At 63.2% G+C, this 23,805-nt stretch carries 12 protein-coding genes; 7 read left to right on the top strand and 5 right to left on the bottom strand.

Features of this window, described 5'->3' with window-relative positions; genetic code table 11:
• Window positions 1–26: 26 nt before the first annotated feature.
• A complete protein-coding gene (locus tag PSH84_RS19040) occupies window positions 27–6,461 on the bottom strand; it encodes a non-ribosomal peptide synthetase (protein WP_305481564.1) in 6,435 nt (2,144 codons plus the stop codon).
• Between the two features lie 303 nt (window positions 6,462–6,764).
• Here PSH84_RS19040 and PSH84_RS19035 point away from each other — a divergent pair, with 303 nt between their 5' ends.
• Genes PSH84_RS19035 through PSH84_RS19025 form a run of 3 tightly spaced genes read left to right on the top strand, consistent with a single transcriptional unit; the run spans window position 6,765 to window position 12,922 of the window.
• Complete coding sequence (locus PSH84_RS19035; protein ID WP_305481563.1) at window positions 6,765–7,649, top strand: ABC transporter ATP-binding protein; 885 nt, start codon at window positions 6,765–6,767, stop codon at window positions 7,647–7,649.
• Window positions 7,646–10,741 carry a hypothetical protein gene (locus PSH84_RS19030; RefSeq protein ID WP_305471123.1) on the top strand — a complete coding sequence of 1,032 codons (3,096 nt, stop codon included), beginning with the start codon at window positions 7,646–7,648 and terminating at the stop codon, window positions 10,739–10,741. Before PSH84_RS19035 ends, PSH84_RS19030 begins: the two co-directional genes overlap by 4 nt.
• Window positions 10,742–10,774: 33 nt before the next feature.
• Entirely contained in the window at window positions 10,775–12,922 is a 2,148-nt protein-coding gene (locus PSH84_RS19025; RefSeq protein WP_305481562.1) for a TonB-dependent receptor, read from the top strand.
• A gap of 24 nt (window positions 12,923–12,946) precedes the next feature.
• Here the strand turns inward: PSH84_RS19025 and PSH84_RS19020 are convergent, their stop codons facing one another.
• Entirely contained in the window at window positions 12,947–14,917 is a 1,971-nt protein-coding gene (locus tag PSH84_RS19020) for a TonB-dependent receptor (RefSeq protein WP_305481561.1), read from the bottom strand.
• Between the two features lie 419 nt (window positions 14,918–15,336).
• On the opposite strand from PSH84_RS19020, the gene PSH84_RS19015 reads away from it, so the two are divergent.
• Window positions 15,337–16,206: a helix-turn-helix transcriptional regulator gene (locus PSH84_RS19015; protein WP_305481560.1), complete on the top strand. Its 870-nt coding sequence runs from the start codon at window positions 15,337–15,339 to the stop codon at window positions 16,204–16,206.
• On the opposite strand, the gene PSH84_RS19010 is transcribed toward PSH84_RS19015, so the two are convergent.
• The 3 genes from PSH84_RS19010 to PSH84_RS19000 form a co-directional block, all read right to left on the bottom strand.
• Window positions 16,195–17,673, bottom strand: a complete 1,479-nt coding sequence (locus PSH84_RS19010) for an aldehyde dehydrogenase family protein (protein ID WP_305481559.1) — start codon at window positions 17,671–17,673, stop codon at window positions 16,195–16,197. The two genes, PSH84_RS19015 and PSH84_RS19010, sit on opposite strands and share 12 nt — an antisense overlap.
• A 177-nt stretch (window positions 17,674–17,850) precedes the next feature.
• Entirely contained in the window at window positions 17,851–18,252 is a 402-nt protein-coding gene (locus PSH84_RS19005) for a RidA family protein (RefSeq protein ID WP_305481558.1), read from the bottom strand.
• Entirely contained in the window at window positions 18,242–19,378 is a 1,137-nt protein-coding gene (locus PSH84_RS19000; RefSeq protein WP_305481557.1) for a DSD1 family PLP-dependent enzyme, read from the bottom strand. The genes PSH84_RS19005 and PSH84_RS19000 overlap by 11 nt, the downstream gene beginning before the upstream one ends.
• 96 nt (window positions 19,379–19,474) lie before the next feature.
• On the opposite strand from PSH84_RS19000, the gene PSH84_RS18995 reads away from it, so the two are divergent.
• The 3 genes from PSH84_RS18995 (at window position 19,475) to PSH84_RS18985 (ending at window position 23,800) form a co-directional block, all read left to right on the top strand.
• Window positions 19,475–20,359: a LysR family transcriptional regulator gene (locus PSH84_RS18995; protein ID WP_305481556.1), complete on the top strand. Its 885-nt coding sequence runs from the start codon at window positions 19,475–19,477 to the stop codon at window positions 20,357–20,359.
• Window positions 20,360–21,423: 1,064 nt separating this feature from the next.
• Window positions 21,424–22,749: an NAD(P)/FAD-dependent oxidoreductase gene (locus PSH84_RS18990; RefSeq protein ID WP_305481555.1), complete on the top strand. Its 1,326-nt coding sequence runs from the start codon at window positions 21,424–21,426 to the stop codon at window positions 22,747–22,749.
• Between the two features lie 382 nt (window positions 22,750–23,131).
• Window positions 23,132–23,800, top strand: a complete 669-nt coding sequence (locus PSH84_RS18985) for a haloacid dehalogenase type II (protein WP_122564795.1) — start codon at window positions 23,132–23,134, stop codon at window positions 23,798–23,800.
• Window positions 23,801–23,805: the final 5 nt, after the last annotated feature.

The following is a 23,805-nucleotide window of genomic DNA, read 5'->3' as shown; positions in this document are numbered from 1 at the left end:
CTGGAAAAAAGAGGGTTGTGCGGGCATCAGATGACGCCCTCTTCAACGGTGTCCGAGTTGGGCTGGCGCTCAAGGATCTGCGCCACCTCCGTCAAGGTGGCGGCGCCGAACAACTGGCCCATGGGCAGTTCAAGGCCGAGGCGGGTACGCAGCATTTCGAGAAAACGCGTGGCCAGGAGGCTGTCGCCACCGAGGCGGAAAAAGTTGTCGTGGCGCGACACGCTCGGCACGTTGAGCAATTGCCGCCAGAGCTCGGCGATCACTTGTTCGTCCGGCCCCAGCGGTTGTTCGTCCACCGTGGCGCATGGCTGGGCGGCGGCCAAGGAGACCTGCAGCGCCCGGCGATCGATCTTGCCGTTGCTGCTCAGAGGCAAGCGTTCCAGCACGAGGATTTGTTCCGGGCGCATGTACCCCGGCAGGCACTGCTCCAGGTGTCGTGCCAAGACCTGTGCCTCGGTGCTGGCGGTCACGGCGGCCATCAGCCGGTTGTCCGTGACGAGCGCTACGGCCTTGGTTACGCAGGGGTGACGGGCGAGGGCCGCCTCGATTTCGCCCAGCTCGATGCGATGGCCGCCAATCTTCACCTGGCTGTCGGCGCGCCCGAGAAATTCCAGCAGGCCATCGGGGTGGTAGCGGCCCAGGTCGCCGGTGCGGTACCAGCCATCGACAAAGCGCTCGGCGTTCAGCTGTGGCGCGTGGCGATAGCCGCGAGCGACCCCGGCCCCACCAATCCACAGCTCACCGGTGACCCAATCCGGGCAGTCCCGGCCCAGGGCATCGACCACCCGGTAGGCCTGGTTGGCCAGTGGCACGCCGTAGGGGATCGAGCGCCAACCCGGCAGTGCTTGCTCCACGGGGTAATGATTCGACCAGATTGCCGCTTCAGTGGCGCCGCCCAGGGCGATAAAGCGACAGCCAGAAGCCTGTTGTCGCAGGCGCTGGGGCAGGTCGAGGCCAATCCAGTCGCCCGACAGCAACGCGACCTTCAGGTCCAGTGGCTGGCGGTCATGAGCGTTGGCTTCCAGCAGCATGTCCAGGAGGGCCGGCACGCTGTTCCACAGCGTCACGCGGTGGTGCTGCAACGCTTTGAGCCAGGCCCGGGCGTCGCGGCGCTGGTCTTCTTCGATCAAGACCAGCGCACCGCCCGCCGACAGCAGTCCGAACAGGTCGTACACCGACAGGTCGAAATCCAGTGCTGACAGGGCCAGCGTGCGGTCGCTGGCGTCGATGCCATAGCAGCGGTTGATCTCGGCCACGGTGTTCATCGCCGCGCGGTGGGTGATTTCCACACCCTTGGGCTGGCCAGTGGAGCCGGAGGTGTAGATCACGTAGGCCAGCTCCGCGGCCGAGATGGCGAGCGGCGCCGACAGCGGTGCAGCTTCCAGCGCCTGGAGCGGATCAAGGTGTTTGACGCTCGGCAGTTGCGGGTCATGCGCGGCCAGCATCAGCGCTACGCCGGCCTGTTGCAGAATGCGTTGGCAACGCTGTAACGGTTGGTCGACACCGACCGGCAGGTACGCGGCACCCGCGGCCAGGATGCCCAGCACGCTGGCGATCTGTCGTGGCCCCTTGGCCAGGGACACAGCCACCAGATCGCCCGGCACGACACCCGCGTCCGCCAGGCTGCGGGCAATGCGCAGCGCCTGCTCGGCCAACTCGCCATAGCTGAGCGTGCCGTGCTCACCCCACAACAGCGCCGGGCGTTGTGGCGCTTGGCGTGCGTGTTCGAAGAAGCCCTGGTGCAAGGTCGGGTCACCCGGCACGCTCGGGCCCGGGGCATTGAGCTGCGCGCGCAATTGCGCCTGGGCTGGGGGCAGCAGGTCGGGCGGTGGGCTGTCCCAAGTGTGCTCGGCCAGCCAGTTCAAGCTGTACAGGTAGGCGTCGAACATTGCTTCGACCAAACCGTCGGGAAACAGGCCGACCACGCGGTCCCAGTTCAAGGCAATGCCGCCGTTGGCTTCCACCACCTGATGGTCGAGCCAGACCTGTGGGGTCTGGGTCAGGCCAAAGACTTGCCGGGCAAACGGCCCATCCACCGGCGCGGCCGTACCATCCGGGACCCCAAGCGCACTGGTGAACACCACGGGCATGCTCACCTGTTGCTCGCCGTTGCCCCGGGCCAGCTGCCGCAACAGGCTGACCGAGCCAAGGCAGCGATGTTCCAGCGCTTCGCCCAGGGTTCGCTGGGTACGTCGGGCGCCGTCGACCCAGCGTTCGCCGGGCACCGGTACATAGCCGAGCAGCGTGAGGGAGGTGAAATCGCCCATGACCTGATCAATCTGGGGATGCAGCGCACGACGATCGAACAGCGTGAGGTTGAGGCTGAGGTCGGGACGCGCACTCCAGCGACCGAGGGTTTCGGCAAACGCGCAGAACAGTACCGCAGAGGCGGTGAGGCCATGCTGTTGGGCCTTGGCCAGGATCGCTCCCCAGGCGTGGGCGTCGATTTGCCCTTGCAGGCGTTCGAAGCGCGGTTGGCCAATGCTGGCGGGGTCAACCGCCAGTGGCAGTTGCGGATGCGGCGGCAGTTCAGGCAGACGCTCTTGCCAGAAGTGTTGCGCGGCTTGCAGCTCGGCCTCGTCCACGGCGGATTGCAGTTGATAGTCACGAAACGACAGTTCCAGGGGCTGCAGCGTCAACCTGGGGTCACGGTACAAGGCATCGAGCTCTGCGTAGAAGCGCAGGATGCTCAGGGCATCGAGGATCAGGTTGTCCAGGCTGATGGCCAACCGCGTGTACCGGCCGTGGGCCACGGCCTGCACATCGAACAGCGGCCACTGGCCTGGATCGAACACGCGATGGGCACAGTGTTCACGCAAGTCGTCGAGGTTGGCGTAGCCCTGGCCAATTTCGAAGGACGGCAGCTGTTGCAGGGGCAGGATGCGGGCCTGGCCGCATTGATCGAACACCGCACGGAGCATTTCGTGACGCTCGATCAAACGCTCCAGTGCGTTCTGCAGGCGCGGCAGGTCGAGGTCCTCGACGTCGTATTCGCGATAGAAGTGGCAGCTCACGCCGCCCAGTACCAGGCTCGGGTCACGACCCAGCCAATAGGCTTGCTGCACCTCGGTCATTGGGAAAGGCGCATGGCGTTGCGGCAGGTCGGGCACAATCGTGTGTTGCGGTTCGGCCTGGGCCTGTCGATGCAAATCGGCACAAAAGTGCGCCAGCACTGGTTTGGAAAAGACCTGGGCGATCCGCGCGCCCCCCAGCCCTTGCTCTGCAAGCAGACGCACCAGGCGGGTGGCGCTCAGGGAATCACCGCCCAGGGCAAAGAAGTTGTGTTCACGGCAAACCTCACCACAGCCCAGCAACTGCTGCCAAGCAAGCGCCACCTGCGTTTCGATGTCGCCGCTGGGAGGGGACAGGTTGGCCTGCATGGGGGCGCTGTTGGCCGCCAGCCAGTCGGTCAATACTTTGCGATCCACCTTGCCGTTGCCGGTCAAGGGCAGCTGTGCGCAGCCCAGGATTGTGCCGGGAATCATGTAGCTCGGCAGACGCTCGGCCAGATGTTGGGCCAGGCCCGGTGGGGCTAAGCGTGTGGGGGTCGCGGGGCCGTCCGTCAGGCGCACCACCGCAGCCAATTGCTGGCCGGCCAGCAGCGCCACCGCCTGCTCGATGCCTGGCCAGGCCAGCAACGCGGTTTCGACTTCCCCGGCTTCGATGCGGTAACCGTGCAGTTTGAGCTGGAAGTCGGTGCGCCCGAGGAATTCGACGTTGCCGTCGGGGTGATAACGCGCACTGTCGCCGGTGCGGTACCAGCGCAGGCCTTGATAGTCGACAAAGCGTTCAGCAGTGCGTACCCGGTCGCCGCGATAGCCCTCGGCAACACCGGCGCCGCCGATCCACAGTTCGCCGGCCACCCAGTCCGGGCAGTCGTGCCCGTGCGGGTTGACGATGCGCAGGCGAACGTTATCCAGTGGCGTGCCATAGGGCAGGCAGTGCCAGGGCAAGGGTTGGCCGGGCAGCACTTCGAACAGGGTCGAGTGAATGGCGGTTTCGGTGGCACCGCCCAGGGCCATGAAGCGGCAGCCGGGGGCTTGGGCCCACAGCCGTGGCGCCAGGTCCGGAGCAACTTTGTCGCCGCCCAGCAACACCGCACGCAGGGGCAGGTTGGCATCGGCGGGGGCACAGCCGAGCAGCATGTCGAGCAACGCCGGCACGCAGTTGAGCACGCTGGCGCGATGCTGCAGGGCCAGTTCACGCCAGCGGCCGGCATCGCGCTGGGCCTCGGGCGCGATACCGATCACCGCCGCCCCGGTCGACAGCGCGGCAAACAGGTCGAACACCGACAGGTCGAACTCCAGCGCCGAGAGCGCAAGGATTCGGTCGTCGCTGTTCAGTTGCAAGCGCCGTTGCAGGTCTTCCAGGGTGTTGGCGGCGGCCTGATGACTGATTTCCACGCCCTTGGGCTCACCCGTGGAGCCGGAGGTATAGAGGATATAGGCCAGGTCGCTGACTGCTCCAGGCCGCGGGGCATCCAGCGCGGTGCTGGCGGCGGGCAGTTGCGTGAGCACCAAGCGGGCACCCGACGAATCGCAGATTTTCTGGCAACGCGTCGCCGGTTGATCGACGCTGATGGGCAGGTACGTGGCGCTGCACGCCAGGATGCCCAGCACCGCGATCACCTGCTCGGGCCCCTTGGGCAGTTGCAACGCCACCACGTCGCCGCGCCGGACGCCTTGGCCTTCCAGGTAGGCCGCCACTTGCAGAGCACGTTCGGCGAGTTCGCCGTAGTGGATGACGGGACCATCGCCGTGCAATAACGCGGGCAGGGTGGGGGTCAGGCGTGCCCGGGCAAAAAAGGCCTCGTGCAGACGTCGTACCGGCAGGGCCGCTATCTGCCCTTGGACGCCGTTACGTACCTCAAGTTGGCTGGCGGGGATCAGCGCCGGAGGCGACAGGTTCCAGGCCGAAGACTCAAAACACAGGCGCTGCAACAGCCCGGTATAAGCCTCGAACAAACCGTCCAGTACACCGTCGGCGAACAACCCTTCACGGGCGTCGAGATTGACCAGGATGCCGCCATCGAGCTCGGTGACCTGGGCGTCGAGCCACACTTGCGGGCCTTGGGAAATGATCCAGGCCGGTTGGCCGAAACACGCCTGCACGCCCTCGGCGAACAATTCCCCCAGCCCCAGGGCGCTGGTGTACACCACCGGCGCCAGCACTTGCTCACCCCGTTGCCGGGATAGTTCGCGCAGCACCTCCAGGCCGGAGAACGCGCTGTGTGCCGCATCGCTGTGGAAGCGCCGTTGCAGGGCCGTGGCGCGAGCGGCGAAAGTGCCGGTGACGTGGCCGTCCCAAGCCAGCAGGATCGATGAGGTGAAATCGCCGACCAGGCGCTCGACATCGGCATGCAGTGGCGTGCGATTGAACAGTGGCAGGTTGAGCAGCAGCTCGGGCGTCTCGCACCAGGCGCCGAGGGCTTCACAGAACACCGCCGCCAAGGCCATCGCCGGCGTCAGGCCGTGCTCCCGGGCATGGCGCTCGAAGGCCTGGCGCTGGGACGGCGGCAGCCAATGGTGACGGCGCCGCACCTGACGATCGTCGCCCTGGGTCTTGATGGGCAAGCGCGGGGCGCCGGGCAACGGGTCCAGGCGCTGCAACCAATAGTCACGAGCTTGTTGATGAAGGGCACGTTGCACGGGGCTGGCGTGTTCACGGCGCAGGTCGGCCAGGTAGCGGGCGAAGCTGTAGTCCAGCGCGGCCAGGGGCTGTTGGCGATACAGCTGCACCAGGTCACCGAGCAGGGTGCGCAGGCTCAGGGCATCGGCGGCGAGCATGTCGAGGTTCAGGTGCAGGCGCGTCCCGTCGGGCAGCAAGGACAACTGGATATCCAGTACCTGACCTTGTTCAACGGCCAACTGGCGGTGGGATAACTCCGCGCGCAACGCCTCCAGCCGTTGCTGCTGTTGCTCGGCGCTGGCCTGGCGCAAGTCGTGCACCTTCAACCCTGGCCAAGGGCTGCGGGGGAGGATCCGCTGGCGGCCGTCGTCGAGAAACTGCGCACGCAACATGGGGTGGCGTGCCAGCAGCGCCCGCACGGCCGCTTCCAAGCGGGACGGGTCGACGTCGCGGCCATCGAATTCGTTATAGAAGTGCGCCGCCACACCGCCCAACTGCTGGCCGGGGGCGCGTCCGATCCAATAAGCGTGTTGCATCGGCGCCAGTTCGAAAGGCTCCTCGTCGTCCGCGGCTGCGGTGGCCGTAGCCGGGGCTTGGGGCGCCGCATCGAGCACGGCCAGCCAGGCTGACAGCCGCGGATCGGCGATCAGGTCGGCAAACCGCGCGGTCAGGCCGTGGCGGCGCCATTGGCCGGCCAGGCGAATCAGGGTGACGGAGTCCAGCCCCCATTCGATCAGGTTCGCCTCCAGGGGAATCTGGTCGGCGGGCAGGTCGAGGGCCTGGGACAGGGATTGGCGCAGCAGTGTTGCGGTTGAGGTGCTGGGAGTGGCCATGGCTCAACGTCTTCTCATTGCTAAGGCCCGGACCGGGGTTGGCCCAGGCGCTGGGGGCAGGCAGTTGCATGGAGGAAGATGCTAGTCATTCTCATTTTGGCAACTACCCGGATCGAATCGTTTTTGCCCCGCATCCGCGTATCGCTCACCGGTTGCAGTGCCGTGGTGGCTACGCACAACGCCGATCGCACGCAGGATGCGGTTGGAAAATGACTTGAATCGGGTAGAGCCCGCCCCATGGCCTTGACTACCGTCGCTCGCCGCCCTCTTGCAGGGCCTGTGTCCCTCTGATTGGAGTTGTGGATGTCTGTCGATTCGGGTTTACAAGTGCGCGGCCTGCGCAAGCGCTACAACAACGGCGTCGAAGCGCTGCGCAGCGTGGACCTGAGTGTCGGCCCCGGGATGTATGGCTTGCTGGGGCCTAACGGCGCGGGCAAAAGCAGCTTGATGCGGACCCTGGCGACCCTGCAGCAACCCGACGCCGGCAGCATTCACCTGGACGGGGTGGATGTGTTGGCCGATTCCGATCATTTGCGCCGCCGCCTGGGCTATCTGCCGCAGCAGTTGGGCGCATATCCGGGCGTGAGTGCGCGGGACTTGCTCGATCGTTTTGCCTGGCTCAAGGGGCGTACCGACAGCCGCCAGCGCCGCGAGGAAATCGAGGGCCTGCTGGACAAGGTCAATCTCCAACAAGCCGCCCATCGGGCGCTCGCCACTTATTCGGGCGGCATGCTGCGTCGGTTCGGCATCGCCATGGCGCTGGTGGGCTCGCCACGCTTGTTGATCGTTGATGAGCCCACGGCGGGCCTTGACCCGGCCGAACGCAACCGTTTCCATCGGGTGCTCGCCGATGTCGCCGCCGAGTCCATCGTGTTGCTTTCGACCCATATCGTCGAAGACGTCGAGAACCTCTGCAGTCGACTGGCGGTGCTGGCCGGTGGGCAGATCATTGTCGAAGGTAGCCCGGCGCAGTTGCTGGGTGCTGAGCAGGGGCGGTTGTGGGAAGCGTCCTTCGACCGTGGCGAGTCGCTGCCCGATGCCTTGCATGTGGCCGCCAGCCCGCAGGGCAGCCGGGTCATCGTCCATGGCGAGCGTCCGGCCGACCCTCGCTTTCTGCCCCATGCGCCGCGCCTGGAAGACATCTATTACCTGGCCCTGGCCCAGGCGGGTGAGGTGATCGAGGCATGAATACCTCTGCTCTGCTGATGCGCGAGGCCTGGGTGGAAGTGCGTGCCGGGCTGCGCAGTGGCATTCCATTGCTGGTGTTCCTCGGCCTGACCGGCTACCTGCTGATGGCCCTGACCAACGCCGACTATGTGCAGAAAATGGGCGCCAGCGAGATCGCCCGCAATGCCCCGAGCCTGATTTACCTGATGTCGTGCGGCTGTATGTTCTTCCTGTTTTTTGCCTGGGCCTGGGTGTTTGCCCAACCGGCCCTGAGGGACCGCAAGGCGCAGTTGGAAGAAGTGCTGCTGGCCTTGCCGCTGTCGCTGCCGGCGCTGTTGTGGGGGCGTTTTATCGGTGCGGCGTTGGTGGGTGGTTTGCTCGCCAGTTCATTGATCGTCGGCTTTCTCGTCAGCCCGGTGCTGGGCTGGCTCGGCTGGGTGCCGGCGGCGAGCATCGGCGCCCCCGTGTGGTCGGCGCTGGGATTTGCCTGGGGCGCCTTGCTGTTGCCGGTGAGCACCGGCATCGGTGCGTTGTATTACCTGCTGGCCTTGCGCAGCCGGGGCCTGGCTGCGCCGTTTGCCTTGGCGACGGTACTGATGCTGCTGTGGATGTTCGCGGTGGTGGTGCTCAAGGGCGGGCACATCAATCCATTGTTGGCCGCCAGCCTCGATCCGTCACTGTTTACCTTTGCTCAGGCCCAGGTGGAAACCTGGAGCGCCGCGCAGAAGTCCCAATCGCTGTTGGCATTGACCCCGGGGTTCTGGCTCAACCGGGCGTTGTGGTGTGGGTTGCCCTTGCTGTTGCTGGCCATCGTCTTGGCCCGCACCAGTCGCCAAGGCTTGATGGGCCGACGCAGTGGCGCTGTGTTGGCCGAGCCGCCGATGCTGTTGGCGAGCCACGTGCGCTTGCCCGGCCCGTTATCCGCCAGCCGCTGGTCGCGGGCCTTGTGGCGTGAGATCCGCTGGCAGGTACGGCAGTTGTTTGCCCGGCGCATCGGCTGGGTCGCCCTCGGGTTGTTGCTGGCCATGGGCATACTCAGCGGGTTTGTCCACATCGTGTGGCATGCACGCGGGCCGATGGTGCCGCGCCCGGATCTGATCTTGCCGTTGTTATCGAGCGCGTCGTTCCTGGTGATCGCCTTTATTGTCGCGGCGCTGGTGGGGCTGGTGTGCCGGCGCGATGACGTCGAAGGCCTGGGCGCGATGTTGCAGGCAACCCCGGCACCGGTGTGGCTGCGTTTGTTGGGCCGGGTGGCCTGCGTGCTGGCGGCGACGCTGGTCTTGGCACTGGTGCCGGGCGTTGCCAGCCTGGTGATCAGCGCGATGGCCGCCCCCGACAACCTGGCGCCGGGCTTTGTGCTGATCTATCAGACGCTGGTGTTCGCGCCGCCGCTACTGGAACTGGCGATGCTCACGGTGCTGGTGCATGCGTTGATTCGTCGCTCCGGCCTGGCGTACGCGACGTCAATGCTGCTGACGTTTTTCCTGGTGCTCAACCATGAATTGGGGTTGGTCAGTTATCCCGCCTATGCCATGGCGATACCGGCCCACGTGGCGTTGTCACAACTCACGGGCTGGGCGCCCTGGTTGCCTTATCTGGCCACCTTGACCAGTTGGAAACTGGCCGGCTGCCTGGTACTGGTTGCGGTGGCGGCGCTGGCCTTGCCCCGGGGGCCGGAGCGACGCCGTCTCATCGATGTACGCCGCAGCCTGCTGGGCTTGCCGGGTGCGCTGCTGGTGTTGGGGGCTGTCGGTTTGCTCGGCAGCGGCACGCTGTTGCATTGGCATCTGGTGGAACAGGGCGATTACCAATCGGTGGCCGAGGAACGGGCTGAGCGCGCCGAATGGGAACAGCGATGGCTGGCCGGGGCGGGTGCCTGGCAGGTGGCGAACGGGCGCTTGCATTTGCGCATCGATAGCGTTGCGCGACGTGTAGACGGTGAGTGGACGTTGGGGACCGTGATCGCCGCCAATGAGCACCTGGACGCCGAACTGCCGCCGGGTTTGCACGTCACGGCGGTGAGCGTCATGGGGCGGCCGGTCATTTTCGAACAGGCGGCCGCGCACCTGCGTGTGCCTTTGGCTGAATGCGCGGCGAGCGGCTGCAACGTGCAACTGAACTGGACGCTAGATGCCGTCGGCTGGCCGTCCGAAGGTGACGCATTCTGGCTGGGACCGCGAGGGGTGTGGTTGCAATCGCGCCGCGTGATGCCACGCCTGGGCCTGGACAGCGAGCGCCTGCTGCGTGCACCGGTCCACCGTGCCGAAGCCGGTTTGCCGCCTGAGGTGCCGAATCTGCCGGCAGGCTCGGCGGTCGCCGCGAACGCGGTGGCACCCGCAGGCGCGTGGCAATGGCTGATCGAGGTCGATGGCCAGGCTTTCAATGGTCACAGCGCAGGGCCACTGGACTTCGCCTATCACACGGCGGCGACGCACGACCTTGACGGCGTGCAAGTACTCGCCGATGCCAGCCGCCAGCAAACCGCCCGTGAGGTGCGCGAAGACCTGGAAGCCATGTCCGCTTGTGTGGCTCGGCGCCTGGGCAGTCGCCCGGCCGTCGAGTCCCTGAGCCAGTGGCCGACCGGCATGGGCGCCAGCCAGTTGAGCCAGCACCATCTTGTGCTCAGCCAGACGCCGGATTGGGACGTGACGCAGGCGGGCGTCGGGCGCTGGACGCGCCGCGCGCATATCGCCGAACTGCTCGCGCGGCGGATGTTGATCGATGCCAGCGACCTGCGACAGGCCCAGGGTTACCTCTGGCTGAGCCAGGGCGTGGCGGGCGCGATCGGCTTGTTGTGTGTCGGCGACGTTGACGGCGTTGAAGCCCGCTCGACCTTGGTGAAGTTGATGGCCGATGACTTGACGCGCGCCTTGAGCAATGACGGCGAGCCCATCGGCACCTTGGCCGACGCCCGGGAACAAGGCTGGGTCGCGATGTATGCACCGCTGGCCAGCCTGGATTGGGTGGCCGGACAAAGCGCCGGACAACTGACGGCGATGACCACGAGTATCCGAACTGGCCAGGGATGGCCCGCCGCGATCCAAGACCTGCTGGGCGCGCCCTCCGATCAGGCGATCACCGCAGCGCTCAAGCGCTGGGGGCCTGCGCAATGAATTCGAACCATCCCTTTTGCCTGGAGTTTTTCCATGTCATCACAACTGTCTATCCAACCGCTGCGCCGTCCCCTCGGCTGGCGGGAAAATGTCTTGACCCAAACCCTGGCGTTGGCCTTGTCCAGCCAGATGTGCGCGGCCTATGCCGCTGATTATCAACCTGCCGCCAGCGCGGAGGTGATCGAGCTGGCGCCGCTGATGGTCAGCGCCCGGCTGAACGAGGAAAGCGCCAAGGATATTCCCTTCGGGCTTTCTGTGATCAACGGACATACCCTCGAAACCCGGCGCTTGCGCACCCTGGAGGACGCTTTGCGGACCACGCCGGGTGTGGATGTGAATTCCTGGGGCGGCGCCAACGACGCCAATGTGCGCATTCGTGGTGTTGGTTCGCTGAATCAGATGAGCATGGACGATGGCTCGGTGGTGTTGAATGTGGACGGGGTGCCGATGTCAGTGCGCAACGCAGCGATGGCCACCCTCGACGTGGAACAAGTGGAAGTGCTCAAGGGACCCCAGGGCACGCTGTTCGGACGTAACAGCGAGGCGGGCGCGATCAATGTCACCACCCGTAAGCCGACCCGTGAACGGGAAGGTTATGTGCGCGGTGAAATCGGCAACCAGGGCCAGTTCATGACCGAAGGCGCCGTGGGCGGGCCATTGAGCGAATCCGTCGCGGGGCGTATTGCCGTGCGCCGCAGCGGCTTCGATAACTGGGTCGATGCCCAGCAGGACGGTGATCCGCTGACCAAGCCTCGCGACCTGGCCCTACGCGGCAGCCTGCTGTGGGACAACGACCAAGGCACGACCGGCCTGCTGACCGCCGAGCGCCAGCGCGCCGATCATTACGCCGGCCTGGAGATGCTGCGCCCGTTTGGTAACCGCCCCAGCCTGGACTACACGCCCGGTACGTTCGATGACAACCAGAAGACCAACGAGCGTTATTCCTTCGAGCTCAACCATGACCTGGCGCAGTCGCGGATCACCTCGATCAGCGCCTACACCAGCACCGACCTCAATGCGGTCAAAGGTTATGACCGGAACATCACCGAGGCGCTGTACGGCTCACCGTTCGAATACCTGATCGAAGATTCCGCCAAGGAGCGCGTGTGGAGCCAGGACTTGCGCCTGGGTTCACTGGCGGACGCCGATGTGTTCTGGGTGACCGGGATAAACCTGTCACGCTCCGAGCGCAGTTTCGACTCCGACGATTTCACCAGCGGTGCGCAGCAAAGGCGCGATTTCAGCACCAACAGTTATGCGCTCTACGGCGAGATGACTTATCCGATCGCCGAAGACTGGAAGCTCACTACTGGCTTGCGCCACAGCTGGGACCGCAAGACCTACGGTGCCGACTATTCCAGCGGCGGCACTACCGTCGGCGACGAACGCCGGTTGCAGGACAACTACAGCACCGGGCGCGTGGCGTTGAGCTACGCGCTGACAGCGCAGACGAATCTGTATGCGGTACTGTCGCGAGGCTATAAATCAGCCGGTTTCAACGATTACGCCACCTCGGTCAAGGACAGCGAACCCTACAAGGCCGCCAAGGTGAATTCCGCCGAAGTCGGTTTCAAGCATGAAAGCGCGGAGGGTGCCCTGAGCCTCGAGGGGGCATTGTTCCTGACCCGGGTGCAGGACGATCACCTGCTGGGGTATGACTTCAACACCCTGGCGGTCAGCGCAGTGAACGCCGATACCCGCAGCAAGGGTGCCGAGCTGTCGAGCACGTGGCATGTCACCGATGAGCTGACCCTGGGCAGCGCCATCAGCTACACCAACGCGGTGGTGACCTCCGATGCTCCGGGGGTTTCTGGCGGTGATGTCGCGGCGGGAAATCGTGTGCCGGATGTGCCGTTGTGGAGCGGCAACTTCAGCGTCGCCTGGCAGAAAAACCTGGATGAGTTCCTGGGCTTGCCGGCGCCGCGCCTGAATACGTTGCTCAACTATCGGGTGCAGAAAAATCGCCCGGCCGACCCACAGAATCACTATGACCTCAAGGGCTACGCCAAGCTGGACCTGCACCTGGGCCTGGAGAGTGGCGGTTCGGAAGTCTACCTGTGGGGCGACAACCTGCTTGATGCGCGATATGACCTGTATGGTTCGTATTCCACCGATCAAGTGCTGACCGGCATGCCGGGCCGAGGGCGCTCGGCCGGCGTGGGGTACAGCTATTCGTTCTGAGTGCCGTTTGATTCGAAGGGCAGGTTAGAACTCATAGGTGTAGCCGACCCCCAAGGTGCGTCGCCGTGCTGGCGCACCGTAGGCCACCGGGTCACTGTAGAAACCATAGGTGTCGTAGGTTTGGTTCAGCAGGTTGTCGGCGAAGGCATAGACCTCCCCAAACCGGCTTTCGAGGCCTGCGCGCAGGTCGAGTTTCTCGTAGTTGTCCAGGTTGAAATGATTCTGCGGATCGGCGGCGCGTTCGCCCACCAGGCGGTAATTGAGGCTGGTGTTCAAGGTGGTTTCGCCAAGACTGGCGAAGGTGCCCAACGGGTGCTGCCAGCTGATGTTGAGGTTGCCGCTCCAGCGCGGCACATCCGGGGTACGGTTGCCGGCGGCGACATCACCGGCCTGGATGCCGTGCACGGCGCTGGTGATCTTGGCGTCGAGGTAGGTGGCGCTCGCGGCCAGGGTCAGGCCATGGTCGAAATGCCAGGCGCCCTCCAGTTCGGCGCCGCGGGTGCGGGTATCGGCATTGAACGCATTGGTGGCGAAGGTCGCAGCGTTGTAGCCCAGCAGATGGTCGTCGTGCACGCGGGTGTAGAACAGCGCACCGTTCAAGCTACCGCGGCGATCTTCTGTTTCACTTTTGAAGCCCACTTCAGCGGCTCTGCTGACGGCGGCCTTGTAGGGCTCGCTGTCGCTTACTTGTGCCGCATAATCATTGAACCCCCCGGATTTATAACCCCGCGCCAGTTGCACATAGACGTTGGTTTGCGGGGTGAGCGCGTAGCTCAGGGCCACGCGGCCGGTGCCGTAATGGTCAGTCAACTTGCGTGAATCATCCACGGCGTTGGCGCCATCGATGTATTGGCCATCGTAGGTCTTGCGATCCCAGGAATGGCGATAACCCGTGGTGAGTTTCAGGCGTTCGGTGAGCGGGAAGGTGACTTCGCCGTAGCCGGCATACGTGGTGGTGGTGAAATCGCGGAACCTGGCGCTCGTAGTGCCGTAGGTGTTGCGCGGGGTGTCGTAGCTGCGCTCGTTGCGGCTGGCGGCAAGGCCGGCGATCCAGAATGTGTCGGCGTCGGGCAGCGAGCTCAAGTGCAGGTCCTGGCTCCAGCTGCGCTCGAAGGACTTATCCACCACCCAGTACTCACTGGGCGTGCCGTACAGGGCGCCCATCAGTTTGCTGTCGTAGGCGATCAGGCCTTCGAAGTCGGCGGTGGAGGTGGCGGTTGTCGAGGTCAGGCGACTGTTGGCGAAGTCATGATCGACCTTGACGGTGTAGCGTTCGGTGGTCTTGTAGTTGTCGTCGAACAGGCCGGGTGTCAGGTCCAGGCTGGGGTCGCTGCCATAGGGCCGCAGCACCAGCGAGTTGGTGGCGCGCTCGGTTTTCTGGCGTTCGGCGCTGAACAGTATCTGGGTGTCATCGTTGAGGTCCCAAAGCAGGCTGGCGCGATAAGCCTCGTTGCGCGGTTTGGTGATGGGATCGTTGGTTTGATCGTTGTCGATCCAGCTGTCGTAGCCGGCACGACGAACCGCCAGGCGGCCGCTGAGGCTGTCGCTGATCGGCCCGCCGATGGCTCCTTCGCTGAGGAACTGGCCCTCCTGACCGACTTCGCCGCGCACATAACCTTCCAGTTCGCGGGTCGGCTGGCGGGTGGTGATATTCACCGCTCCCGCCTGGCCAATCGCACCGGACATCGAGCCCTGGGGCCCCTTGAGCACCTCGATGCGGTCGACATCCAGGGTGCCGAAACCGAGGCTGCGGGAGGCTACGGGTACGCCATCGATGTTGAACGCCACTGAGCTGTCATCCATCGACATCTGGTACAGCGAGCCGACGCCGCGGATCAGCACGTTGAAGTCATTGGGGCCGCCGGATGAATTGACACTGACCCCGGACGTATTGCGCAGGGCGCTTTCCAATGTGTCGAGGCGCTGGGTACGCAGTTGCTCGCCGCTGATCACGCTAAGGCTGATGGGCAGGCTCTTGGGATCTTCCTGCTCCATGCGCGCGGTCACCGTCGAGACAGGTAATTCAAAGACTTCGCCGGTGGCGGCGAGGGCTGGACAGGCCAGTGTCCAAGTTAAGATTATTGTTATAGTATTACACTTGTGGCAAGATCGAGGGGTAGTCGTCGTGTTGCATCGTGCAGACATAATGGGACCTTGACTGAGGTTTTGAGCAGTGCGCGTGACCGTTAGCAGTAACGAATGGGCGCAGCGTGTGCGGCGCGCCAGATGCTAATAATTATCAATTGCACAACTCTACCCCGATGTGATCTGATTCGAGCCGTATCCGGTCAACCAGGAGATTCACGATGTCAGTCGTTCAAGGAGGCGCAGGAGAGCCGATGCCGGTTTCGCGAATCATTACGGGAGAATATGGAAGCGACTTGGGACCCGGGGCGCACTGTCGGGTCACTCGCATGGCCCTGCAGGACGGACTCGACATCGTGCGCTGGCAAAGCAAGTTCGAGCAGCCGATCGAATTGCCCCTGCAGGATGACAGCGATTGCATTCACTTCAGCTTCACCAACCTGCTCAAGGGCAAGGCTGCCTGCAGCTTCCGTGACGGCCGTCGGCAGCGCCGCTACATGATTGACGAAGGCGCGGGCTGCATCAGTTATGGCCGTCGTCGCGATGGCCTCTATCACCAGCATGGCGAGATCGACAACATCACGGTCATGATCCGGCCCGAGGTGCTGTCACAGTGGGAGTTGAAACTCGACCCGCTGCTGAACAAGGCACTGGCGTGCGATCATTGTTTCCTTGATGGCCATCGCAGTGGCGAGATGAGCGCGACGGCCCATCTGTTGTGCAAGGCCATGGACCCGGGACCCGACTTGCCGATGGGCCAACCGCGAAGCGGTCTTTGGCTGTATGGCCAAAGCGTGACCCTGGTCAGCCTGTTCCTGGAGGCGCGCCGCAATGTGGAGTGCACTTGCCGTGTCAGCCACATCGACCGCCAACGCCTGTTGCGTGCGCGTGAACGCTTGCTTGCCGATCTGGGCAAGGCGCCAAGCCTGTCGGAACTCGCTCGCGAGTCCGGCATGAGCCAGCCCAAGCTCACCCGCGGTTTTCGCCAACTGTTCTTCAACAGCGTCTACGGCGTCTTCCAGCAAGCGCGGATGATCCAGGCCCGCAGTCGATTGTTGAACGGCGAAGAGTCGGTGATGCGAATCGCCTCGGACCTCGGTTATGCCAACGCCAGCCACTTCGCCACCGCCTTTCGCAAGCAGTTCGGGATCAACCCTTCGCTCCTCAAGCATGGCGGAAGAAACAAGCTATCGATCTAGGTCAGGTGCGCCAAACCCAACGATCGCCTTGGTTTCCAGATACTCCTCAAGGCCGAAGACGCCGTACTCACGGCCATTGCCCGAGCGTTTGTAGCCGCCGAAGGGCGCCATGGGATTCCAGGCCGGGTAATTGAGGAGCACTTGCCCCGCGCGGATACGAGAAGCCACGGCGCGTGCCAGATCAAGATCCTGCGATTGAACATGGGCGCCGAGCCCATAGATCGTATCGTTCGCGATAGCGACTGCTTCATCGATGGTTTCATAGGCAATGATGCACAGCACCGGCCCGAAGATTTCTTCCTGGGCGATCCGCATGGCGTTATCCACCTCGGAGAAAACCGTCGGGCGGGTGTAGAAGCCCTTTTCAAACCCCGACACGCGTCCCAGTCCACCGCACAGCAGTTTGGCACCCTCATGCAGGCCAGCCTCGATCATGGCTTGCACGCGATTGAACTGGGCCTCATTGGCGATGGGGCCGAGTACCGTGTCCGGTGATTGCGGATCGCCCACGATGATCGCGTTGGCAGTGGCGGCCGCCAGCGCTTCGACTTCCGCCAGGCGGTCCTTGGGCACGATCATCCGGGTGGGGGCGCTGCACGATTGTCCAACGTTGCGCAACGCCGCCATCACGCCCAATGGGACGGCTTTGGCAAAGTCCGCATCAGGCAGCAGAATGTTCGGGGATTTGCCGCCCAATTCCTGCCCGACCCGCTTTGCCGTCGGGGCGGCCGCCTGTGCCACCAGTGCACCTGCGCGGTTTGAGCCGGTAATCGAAATCATGTCGACATCCGGGTGTGCGGCCATTGCCGCGCCGACCACATGGCCGCTGCCGTTCACCAGGTTGAAGACGCCCGGCGGAAGGCCCGCATCATGGACCACTTGGGCAAACAGGAGGGCGCTCAGCGGTGACAGTTCACTGGGTTTGAGGACCACCGTGCAGCCGGCTGCCAGCGCTGCGGCGACTTTTGCGGTGATTTGATAAAGCGGCCAGTTCCACGGGGTGATGAGGCCGCAGACGCCGATCGGTTCGCGCTGGATTGCGGTCCCGTTCTCGACTGTCTGGAAGCGATAAGTGGAGAGGAGGTCGCGGGCGACTCGAACGTGTTCGGCCGCCAGGGGCACTTGCATCGCCCGTGCAGAACCGATGGCTGCGCCCATTTCCAGGGAGATCGCCTGGGCAAACGCTTCTTTTCGCTCAAGGATAAGCGCATGGATCTTGTCCAGCACCCGTGCTCGCGCCACTGTGGGAGTGGCAGACCAATCGGCAAACGCGGCACGCGCCGCCGCGACCGCCCGATCGACATCCTCGGCAGACCCGCTAGCGACCTGGGCGACGATCTCTTCGGTAGCCGGATTGACCACCGGCAAACTGGCCGGGCTTGCCGGCGCCGACCAGCCGCCATTGATATAAAACAGGTGGGCGGTTTGCGGATCAACGCAGTAGCTGTTCGAAGATTGGCTAGTCATCCAAGGTGTTCCTTTCGAGCGGTATGTCGAGTCTGCTCAATAAGCTAACAAAGCAGCCCAGAGAAAATATGCCGTTCTTCACGTGCGCAAAGGAGAATCTGCCGTATCTGCAGGGCTAACTTGGCATTACCTTGTGGCGAGGGAGCTTGCTCCCGCTGGGCTGCGCAGCAGACCCTTTTACCCGCTGCGTGCCACTGCTTCGATTTCGATCAGGTAGCCATGATGCAAGGCCGGAACCGGCACCACCGCCCGCGCTGGCCGGTGTTCTCCCAGGTAACCGGCGTAGATTCGATCGAAGGCGGGCCAGTGTTCGATGCCTGCGACATAGACAGTGACCTTCAGCAGGTCGCTCGTGCTTCGGCCCGCTGCGCTGAGGATCGCCACCAGGTTATCGAGCGCGATGGAGGCTTGGACCTCAAACGGTTGGTCGGCGCTGTGGACGCCATCGGCGCGTATCGGCAGTTGTCCGGACACATACAGGACGCCTTGGTGCACGACTGCCTGGGCGTAATGTCCACCCGGCGCTGCGGCATTGGCCGTGCAGATCAGGTTGATCGAGCCTGTTTGATTACCAGCCATGCAAACGACCCCAGGTATGTACACCACCCTCGGCGTCGACCGCGTGATAGTCCGGGAATTGCGTGCCTGTGGCACAGGCATGGTTGGGCAGGATGCGCAGGCGACTACCAATGGGGAAGCGCACGGTGATATCAACATTCTCTGCCGTTTCAAGCGCGATGATCCCGTGCTCTTGATTGGCTCCCGTGAGCAGCGCCCCCTCGATCCAATCGCCGGCTTCGGTGCAAACCTGGCCGTAACCAAAGTCTCGCTTCTGGCGTTGCGTGCCCCGGTCACGGCTCATGGCCATCCAACCGGCATCGGTGATGATCCAGCCTTTGTCTTTCTGATGACCGATGACGGTGGTCAGTACGCTCAGCGCCAACTCGTCCGGCTGGCAGATACCGATGTTGTGCATCACTAGGTCGAAAAACACATAGACCCCGGCGCGTACTTCAGTGACGCCTTCCAGGCTCAATGCCGACAAGGCCGTAGGCGTCGAGCCGATGCTGACCTCCGGGCACGGGAACCCCGCTTCACGGATTCGTTGGGCCGCTTTGACGCAGAGACCGCGTTCCTGTTCGGCCAAGGCTTGCAGCGCTTCTGGGGTGTCAAGCTCGTAGCTTGACCCGGCATGGGTCATCACTCCGCGAAGCTGCATGCCACCCTCGCTGAGTATCCGGGCGACTTCAACGAGTGAATCGTCTTCCACGTGCAGGCCAGATCGATGGCCGTCGCAGTCGATCTCGATCCAGACGTCGAAACGTTCGTGGTGTTGCTGGCCGAAGGCGACGATGGCCTGGGCCGCTGCGATGCTGTCGGTAAGGAGGCTCAACTGGCAGCCTTGGCGCCGCAGCAGCAGGGCTTGGGCCAATTTGCCTGGCGCTATGGCGACGGCGTAGAAAACGTCACGGATGCCTTCAGCGAAACAATATTGGGCTTCCTTCAAGGTAGAAACCGTTACGCCACTGGCGCCGGCGGTGAGCTGCGCCCTGATCACGGGCAGGCATTTGCTGGTTTTGATATGCGGGCGCAAACGCACACCCAAGGCATCCATGCGTTGTTGCATGCGCTGGATATTGTGCTGCATGCGCGGCACATCGACGATCGCGGCGGGGGTATCGAGGGTGGCAAGAGAGGCGGACATGAGGGGGGCTCGAATGGCTGGGTACAGGGAGCACTCTACAAAACGTTCGTGAAGCTGTGGTTCAATTAGATGTCATCAATCATTAAGTACAATTGAATGATATCCATCGAAGACCTGCGTCTGGCCGTGACGCTGGCGCGTGCCGAGTCGTTGAGCGCTGCCGCCAGAATCCTGAATGTCTCACCTCCTGCGCTGTCCATGCGTCTGCGCAAGCTGGAGACGCTGCTCGGCCTGACATTGGCCAATCGCGATGCCCGGCGCCTGAGTCTTACCGCCGATGGCGAGCGCTTTTCCCGGGAAAGCGCGCGTTTGCTGGAGCAGTTGGAGGCGCTCCCGGAGTCCTTCAAGCAACAAGACGAGCAACTGGTCGGCACGCTCAGGTTGGCGGCGCCGTTCGGCTATGGACGCCAACGCGTTGCACCGCTGCTGGCGCGGTTCGCCAGGTTGCACCCTCAGCTATGCCTGCACTTGGATTTGCGCGAAACGCCTTGGCCTGATCGCCATGACAGCGATGCGGTGATTCATATTGGTCACCTCAATGACAGCCTGTGGGTGGCCAGACTCCTTACGTCAAATGACCGATGGTTATGCGCAAGCCCTGCCTATCTGGAGCAGCACGGCACGCCGTCCTCGCCCGAGCAACTCGCCGAGCACCGCTGCATTTGCATTCGTGAAAATGATGAAGATGTCACGCTGTGGCATCTGCGTAAGGGGCAGGGGCGTAAAACCTTGCGCATCGAGCCCGCGATGCTGAGCAACGATGGCAGCGTGGCCCGACGCTGGGCGGAGCAAGGCCTGGGGCTGGTGTTGCGTTCGCAATGGGATGTCAGTGACGCCATTGCCGACAGGCGTTTGGTTCGGGTGTTGGCGGATTGGCAATTCGACAGTGCGCCGATCAGCCTGGTGGTGCCTTCACGAAAACTGCGTAGCCCGCGGGTGCAGGCTTTGGTGGTGTTTCTGGAGGAGGCGTTGAAAGCATGATTGGCAGATTTTGGTGTGTATATCCGTTATTTAGGTAACGGCGGCTTATGGTTCCGCTCTTACAGCGGGTCACTTTTGAAGAGCGCAAAAGTAACCAAAACGCTTTTGCCCCACCACTCGGTGCCTCGCCTAGGCTCGGCATGCCTGAACGAAGGCATTGCTCCGTGGGCCGCCGCGAAGGGCCATCCATGGCCCAGCGCGGCTAACCCGGCATCCATGCCGGGTTGCCCACTGCGCAACACCTTCGTTCAGCCAGCGTGGTTAACGGGGCGCCCGAGATCAACGTCCACCGCGAGGCGGCCTGATAGCCGACCTGGTTCTGGGTGAGACCGCGTTTCTCCTGTGGGATGAGTGTGGGAGCGAGCTTGCTCGCGATGGCGGTGGGTCAGTTTGCGGTGATGTTGGATGTGCCGGCCTCATCGCGAGCAAGCTCGCTCCCACAGGGGATCTTGGGTGTTCATAAGTCTTGTGTTCACCACAGGCCCACTGTGGGAGCGAGCTTGCTCGCGATAGCGGTGGTTCAGCCACCTAGATGCCGGCCTGCGTCCTGCTCTTGATCTTGCTTTGGCTCTTGATCTTGATCTGGACGCCCCGTTAAACCACGCTGGCCGAACGCAGGCATTGCGCAGTGGGCATCCCGGCATGTATGCCGGGATAGCCGCGCTGGGCCATGTGGGTGAGTCATACCGGCAAAGCGTTTTTGGTTACTTTTGGCGCTCTTCCAAAAGTGACCCGCCGTAAGGGCGGAACCGCCAGCAGCCGTTACCGCAGCAACGGATATACACCCAAAACTACATCTCACAGAACAAATACCGAACCCTCCCGCAAAGTCTGCTGAACACATCCCGCAAAACGGTGCTTTGTACCAGCCAACCTATACTTTTAACCGTTTATGCACGGTTTCATGGTGTTGTAATAACCCCATGATTCAGCGTGGCACCAAAGCTTCCAGAACGAAGCAGCGGCTTGCCCAGGTCGCAACCCTCAGTGCATGGCCAATGCACCCGCGACCACCTGAAGAAGACGTACCTTCAAATCCCCCGGCCTTCATGGACATCCCTAAAATGCCAGCACCGTTAATTTCCGTAGAGACGAATTCTGAACTTCCGACTCACGCTGACATTGTCGTGATCGGCGGCGGCATTATCGGAACCTTCACGGCCTATTACCTGGCCAAGCGCGGCATGAAGGTCGCGCTGGTGGAAAAGGGCCGCGTGGGTGCAGAGCAATCGAGTCGAAACTGGGGCTGGTGCCGTCAGCAGAATCGAGACGCTCGCGAGCTGCCGCTGTCGACCAAGAGCCTGGATCTGTGGGAGCAGTTTGCGGCAGAGACCGGTGAGGACACAGGGTTCAGAAGGTGTGGCTTGCTCTATCTGAGCAACAACGAGAAAGAACTGGCCAGTTGGGCAAAATGGGGGGAGTTTGCCCGTACCGTCAATGTGAAAACCCACATGCTGACGGCGGAACAGGCCGCCGAACATGGCCGGGTGACCGGCAAGTCGTGGAAAGGCGGGGTCTTTTCACCTACCGACGGTACCGCAGACCCATCCCGTGCTGCCCCGGCGGTTGCACGGGCCATCATCAAGCTGGGGGGCACGGTGCACCAGGGCTGCGCCGCACGTGGCCTCGAGACCGAGGGCGGCCGGTTGTCTGCCGTCGTCACCGAGAAGGGCACCATTCGCACCAAGCTCGCGGTGCTCGCCGGTGGCGCCTGGGCGTCCTCTTTCTGCCGTCAGTACGGCATCCGGTTTCCCCAGGCATCCATTCGTCAAACGATACTGTCGGTTTCCAAGAACGCCCAAGAGATACCGGACGCGCTCCACACGGATGAAGTCTCCATGACCCGTCGTTCCGATGGTGGGATCACGGTAGCTATCAGTGGTAGAGGACGTGTTGACCCGACCTTGCAACTGCTGCGTTTCGCCCCGCAGTTCCTGCCGATGTTCCAGCGCCGGTGGCGCAAGCTGGCCCCCGGCGGCCTGGAAGGGTTCCAGTCGGGCCACGAGGGCTTGGGTCGCTGGCGGTTGGACCAGCCAACGCCGATGGAGCGCATGCGAATTCTGGATCCGAAGGCCGACGCCTCGACGGTTGAGTTGACGTACAAGCGCGCGGTAGACCTGATCCCGATGCTGAAGACGTCGTCGGTCACCGCCGCCTGGGCAGGTTATGTGGACAGTACGCCTGACGGCGTCCCGGGCATCGGCGAGATGGCGAGCCTGCCGGGCCTGGTGCTGGCGGCGGGGTTCAGTGGGCATGGCTTCGGCATTGGCCCGGGTGCGGGCCATTTGATTGCCGATATTGTCTGTGACATGACCCCGCTGGTTGATCCGCGTCCCTATCACCCGGACCGTTTCCAATCTTCGGCCTGGGGCAAGGTCGCGGAGTTTTGAGGGCAGGGGGGAACTCACCCGCCAAACAATAAACGGGCGCATCCTCAGGGATGCGCCCGTTTTCGTTTTGCAGGCCCGTACTGCCGGTATAACGCAGGCGTAGATTCTGCCGCACGCGAGGTCTCCAGTGGTTTTTTGCGCACCATAAGCGTCCGTAAATGCCTTGAAAACGGCGCAAATGCCCATGCTTGGCGCATCCCGCACAGTCTGCTGAGCAGGCCCCGAAAAACGGTGGTTTGTGCCAAGCGGCCTATACTTTTAACAGTTTATGCACGGTCTCATGATGCTGTAATAAAACCGTGATGCAGCGTTGCCCCCAACCTTCCAGAACGGCGCAACCGCTTGCCCCTCATGACCTCAACCATCATTCAGGACTGCACTCATGAGCTTCCTTCGCCCCAAGTTCATTACCTTTGACTGCTACGGCACATTGACCAACTTTCAGATGGGGACCATGACGCGCGAACTGTTCGCCGATCGGGTTCCAGCCGAGCAAATGGACCAGTTCGTCAAGGATTTCTCGGCCTATCGCCTGGACCAGGTGATGGGTGACTGGCGGCCCTATGATGAAATTCTCAAGACCGCCCTGGCCCGGGTCTGCAAGCGTTGGGGTGTCGAGTACAAAGGCGAAGGCCAGCTCTACTACGATGCCGTACCGACCTGGGGCCCGCATGCCGACGTACCGGCCGGCTTGTCGAAAATTGCCGACAAGATTCCCCTGGTGATTTTCTCCAACGCGATGGACGAGCAGATCATGTCCAACGTCGACAAGCTCGGCGCACCTTTCCATAAAGTCTTCACGGCCCAACAAGCCCAAGCCTACAAGCCGCGCCTGGCTGCCTTCGAGTTCATGCTCGATAACCTCGGCTGCGGGCCGGAGGATGTCCTGCACGTGTCCTCGAGCTTCCGCTATGACCTGATGTCTGCCCACGACATGAAGATCAAGCACAAAGCGTTCGTGGCCCGTGGTCATGAGCTGCCTGGAAACGTTGGTTACAGCTACCACCAGATCCCGGACATCGGCGGATTGGCCGGTTTGGTTGGTCTCTGAGTCTC

The sequence above is a fragment of the Pseudomonas beijingensis genome (assembly GCF_030687295.1).
Classification (GTDB): domain Bacteria; phylum Pseudomonadota; class Gammaproteobacteria; order Pseudomonadales; family Pseudomonadaceae; genus Aquipseudomonas; species Aquipseudomonas beijingensis.
The sequence above is the reverse complement of the archived record's forward strand: the minus strand, read 5'-3'. Positions and strand labels throughout refer to the sequence as shown.

Bases quoted from the DNA above. Each gene is read 5' to 3' on its own strand.
- PSH84_RS19005 (WP_305481558.1), bottom strand. From the start codon at position 18,252: ATGGCTGGTAATCAAACAGGCTCGATCAACCTGATCTGCACGGCCAAT.
- PSH84_RS19000 (WP_305481557.1), bottom strand. From the start codon at position 19,378: ATGTCCGCCTCTCTTGCCACCCTCGATACCCCCGCCGCGATCGTCGAT.
- PSH84_RS19040 (WP_305481564.1), bottom strand. From the start codon at position 6,461: ATGGCCACTCCCAGCACCTCAACCGCAACACTGCTGCGCCAATCCCTG.
- PSH84_RS19030 (WP_305471123.1), top strand. From the start codon at position 7,646: ATGAATACCTCTGCTCTGCTGATGCGCGAGGCCTGGGTGGAAGTGCGT.
- PSH84_RS18990 (WP_305481555.1), top strand. From the start codon at position 21,424: ATGCCAGCACCGTTAATTTCCGTAGAGACGAATTCTGAACTTCCGACT.
- PSH84_RS19020 (WP_305481561.1), bottom strand. From the start codon at position 14,917: ATGGAGCAGGAAGATCCCAAGAGCCTGCCCATCAGCCTTAGCGTGATC.
- PSH84_RS19015 (WP_305481560.1), top strand. From the start codon at position 15,337: ATGGCCCTGCAGGACGGACTCGACATCGTGCGCTGGCAAAGCAAGTTC.
- PSH84_RS19025 (WP_305481562.1), top strand. From the start codon at position 10,775: ATGTCATCACAACTGTCTATCCAACCGCTGCGCCGTCCCCTCGGCTGG.
- PSH84_RS19010 (WP_305481559.1), bottom strand. From the start codon at position 17,673: ATGACTAGCCAATCTTCGAACAGCTACTGCGTTGATCCGCAAACCGCC.
- PSH84_RS19035 (WP_305481563.1), top strand. From the start codon at position 6,765: ATGTCTGTCGATTCGGGTTTACAAGTGCGCGGCCTGCGCAAGCGCTAC.
- PSH84_RS18995 (WP_305481556.1), top strand. From the start codon at position 19,475: ATGATATCCATCGAAGACCTGCGTCTGGCCGTGACGCTGGCGCGTGCC.
- PSH84_RS18985 (WP_122564795.1), top strand. From the start codon at position 23,132: ATGAGCTTCCTTCGCCCCAAGTTCATTACCTTTGACTGCTACGGCACA.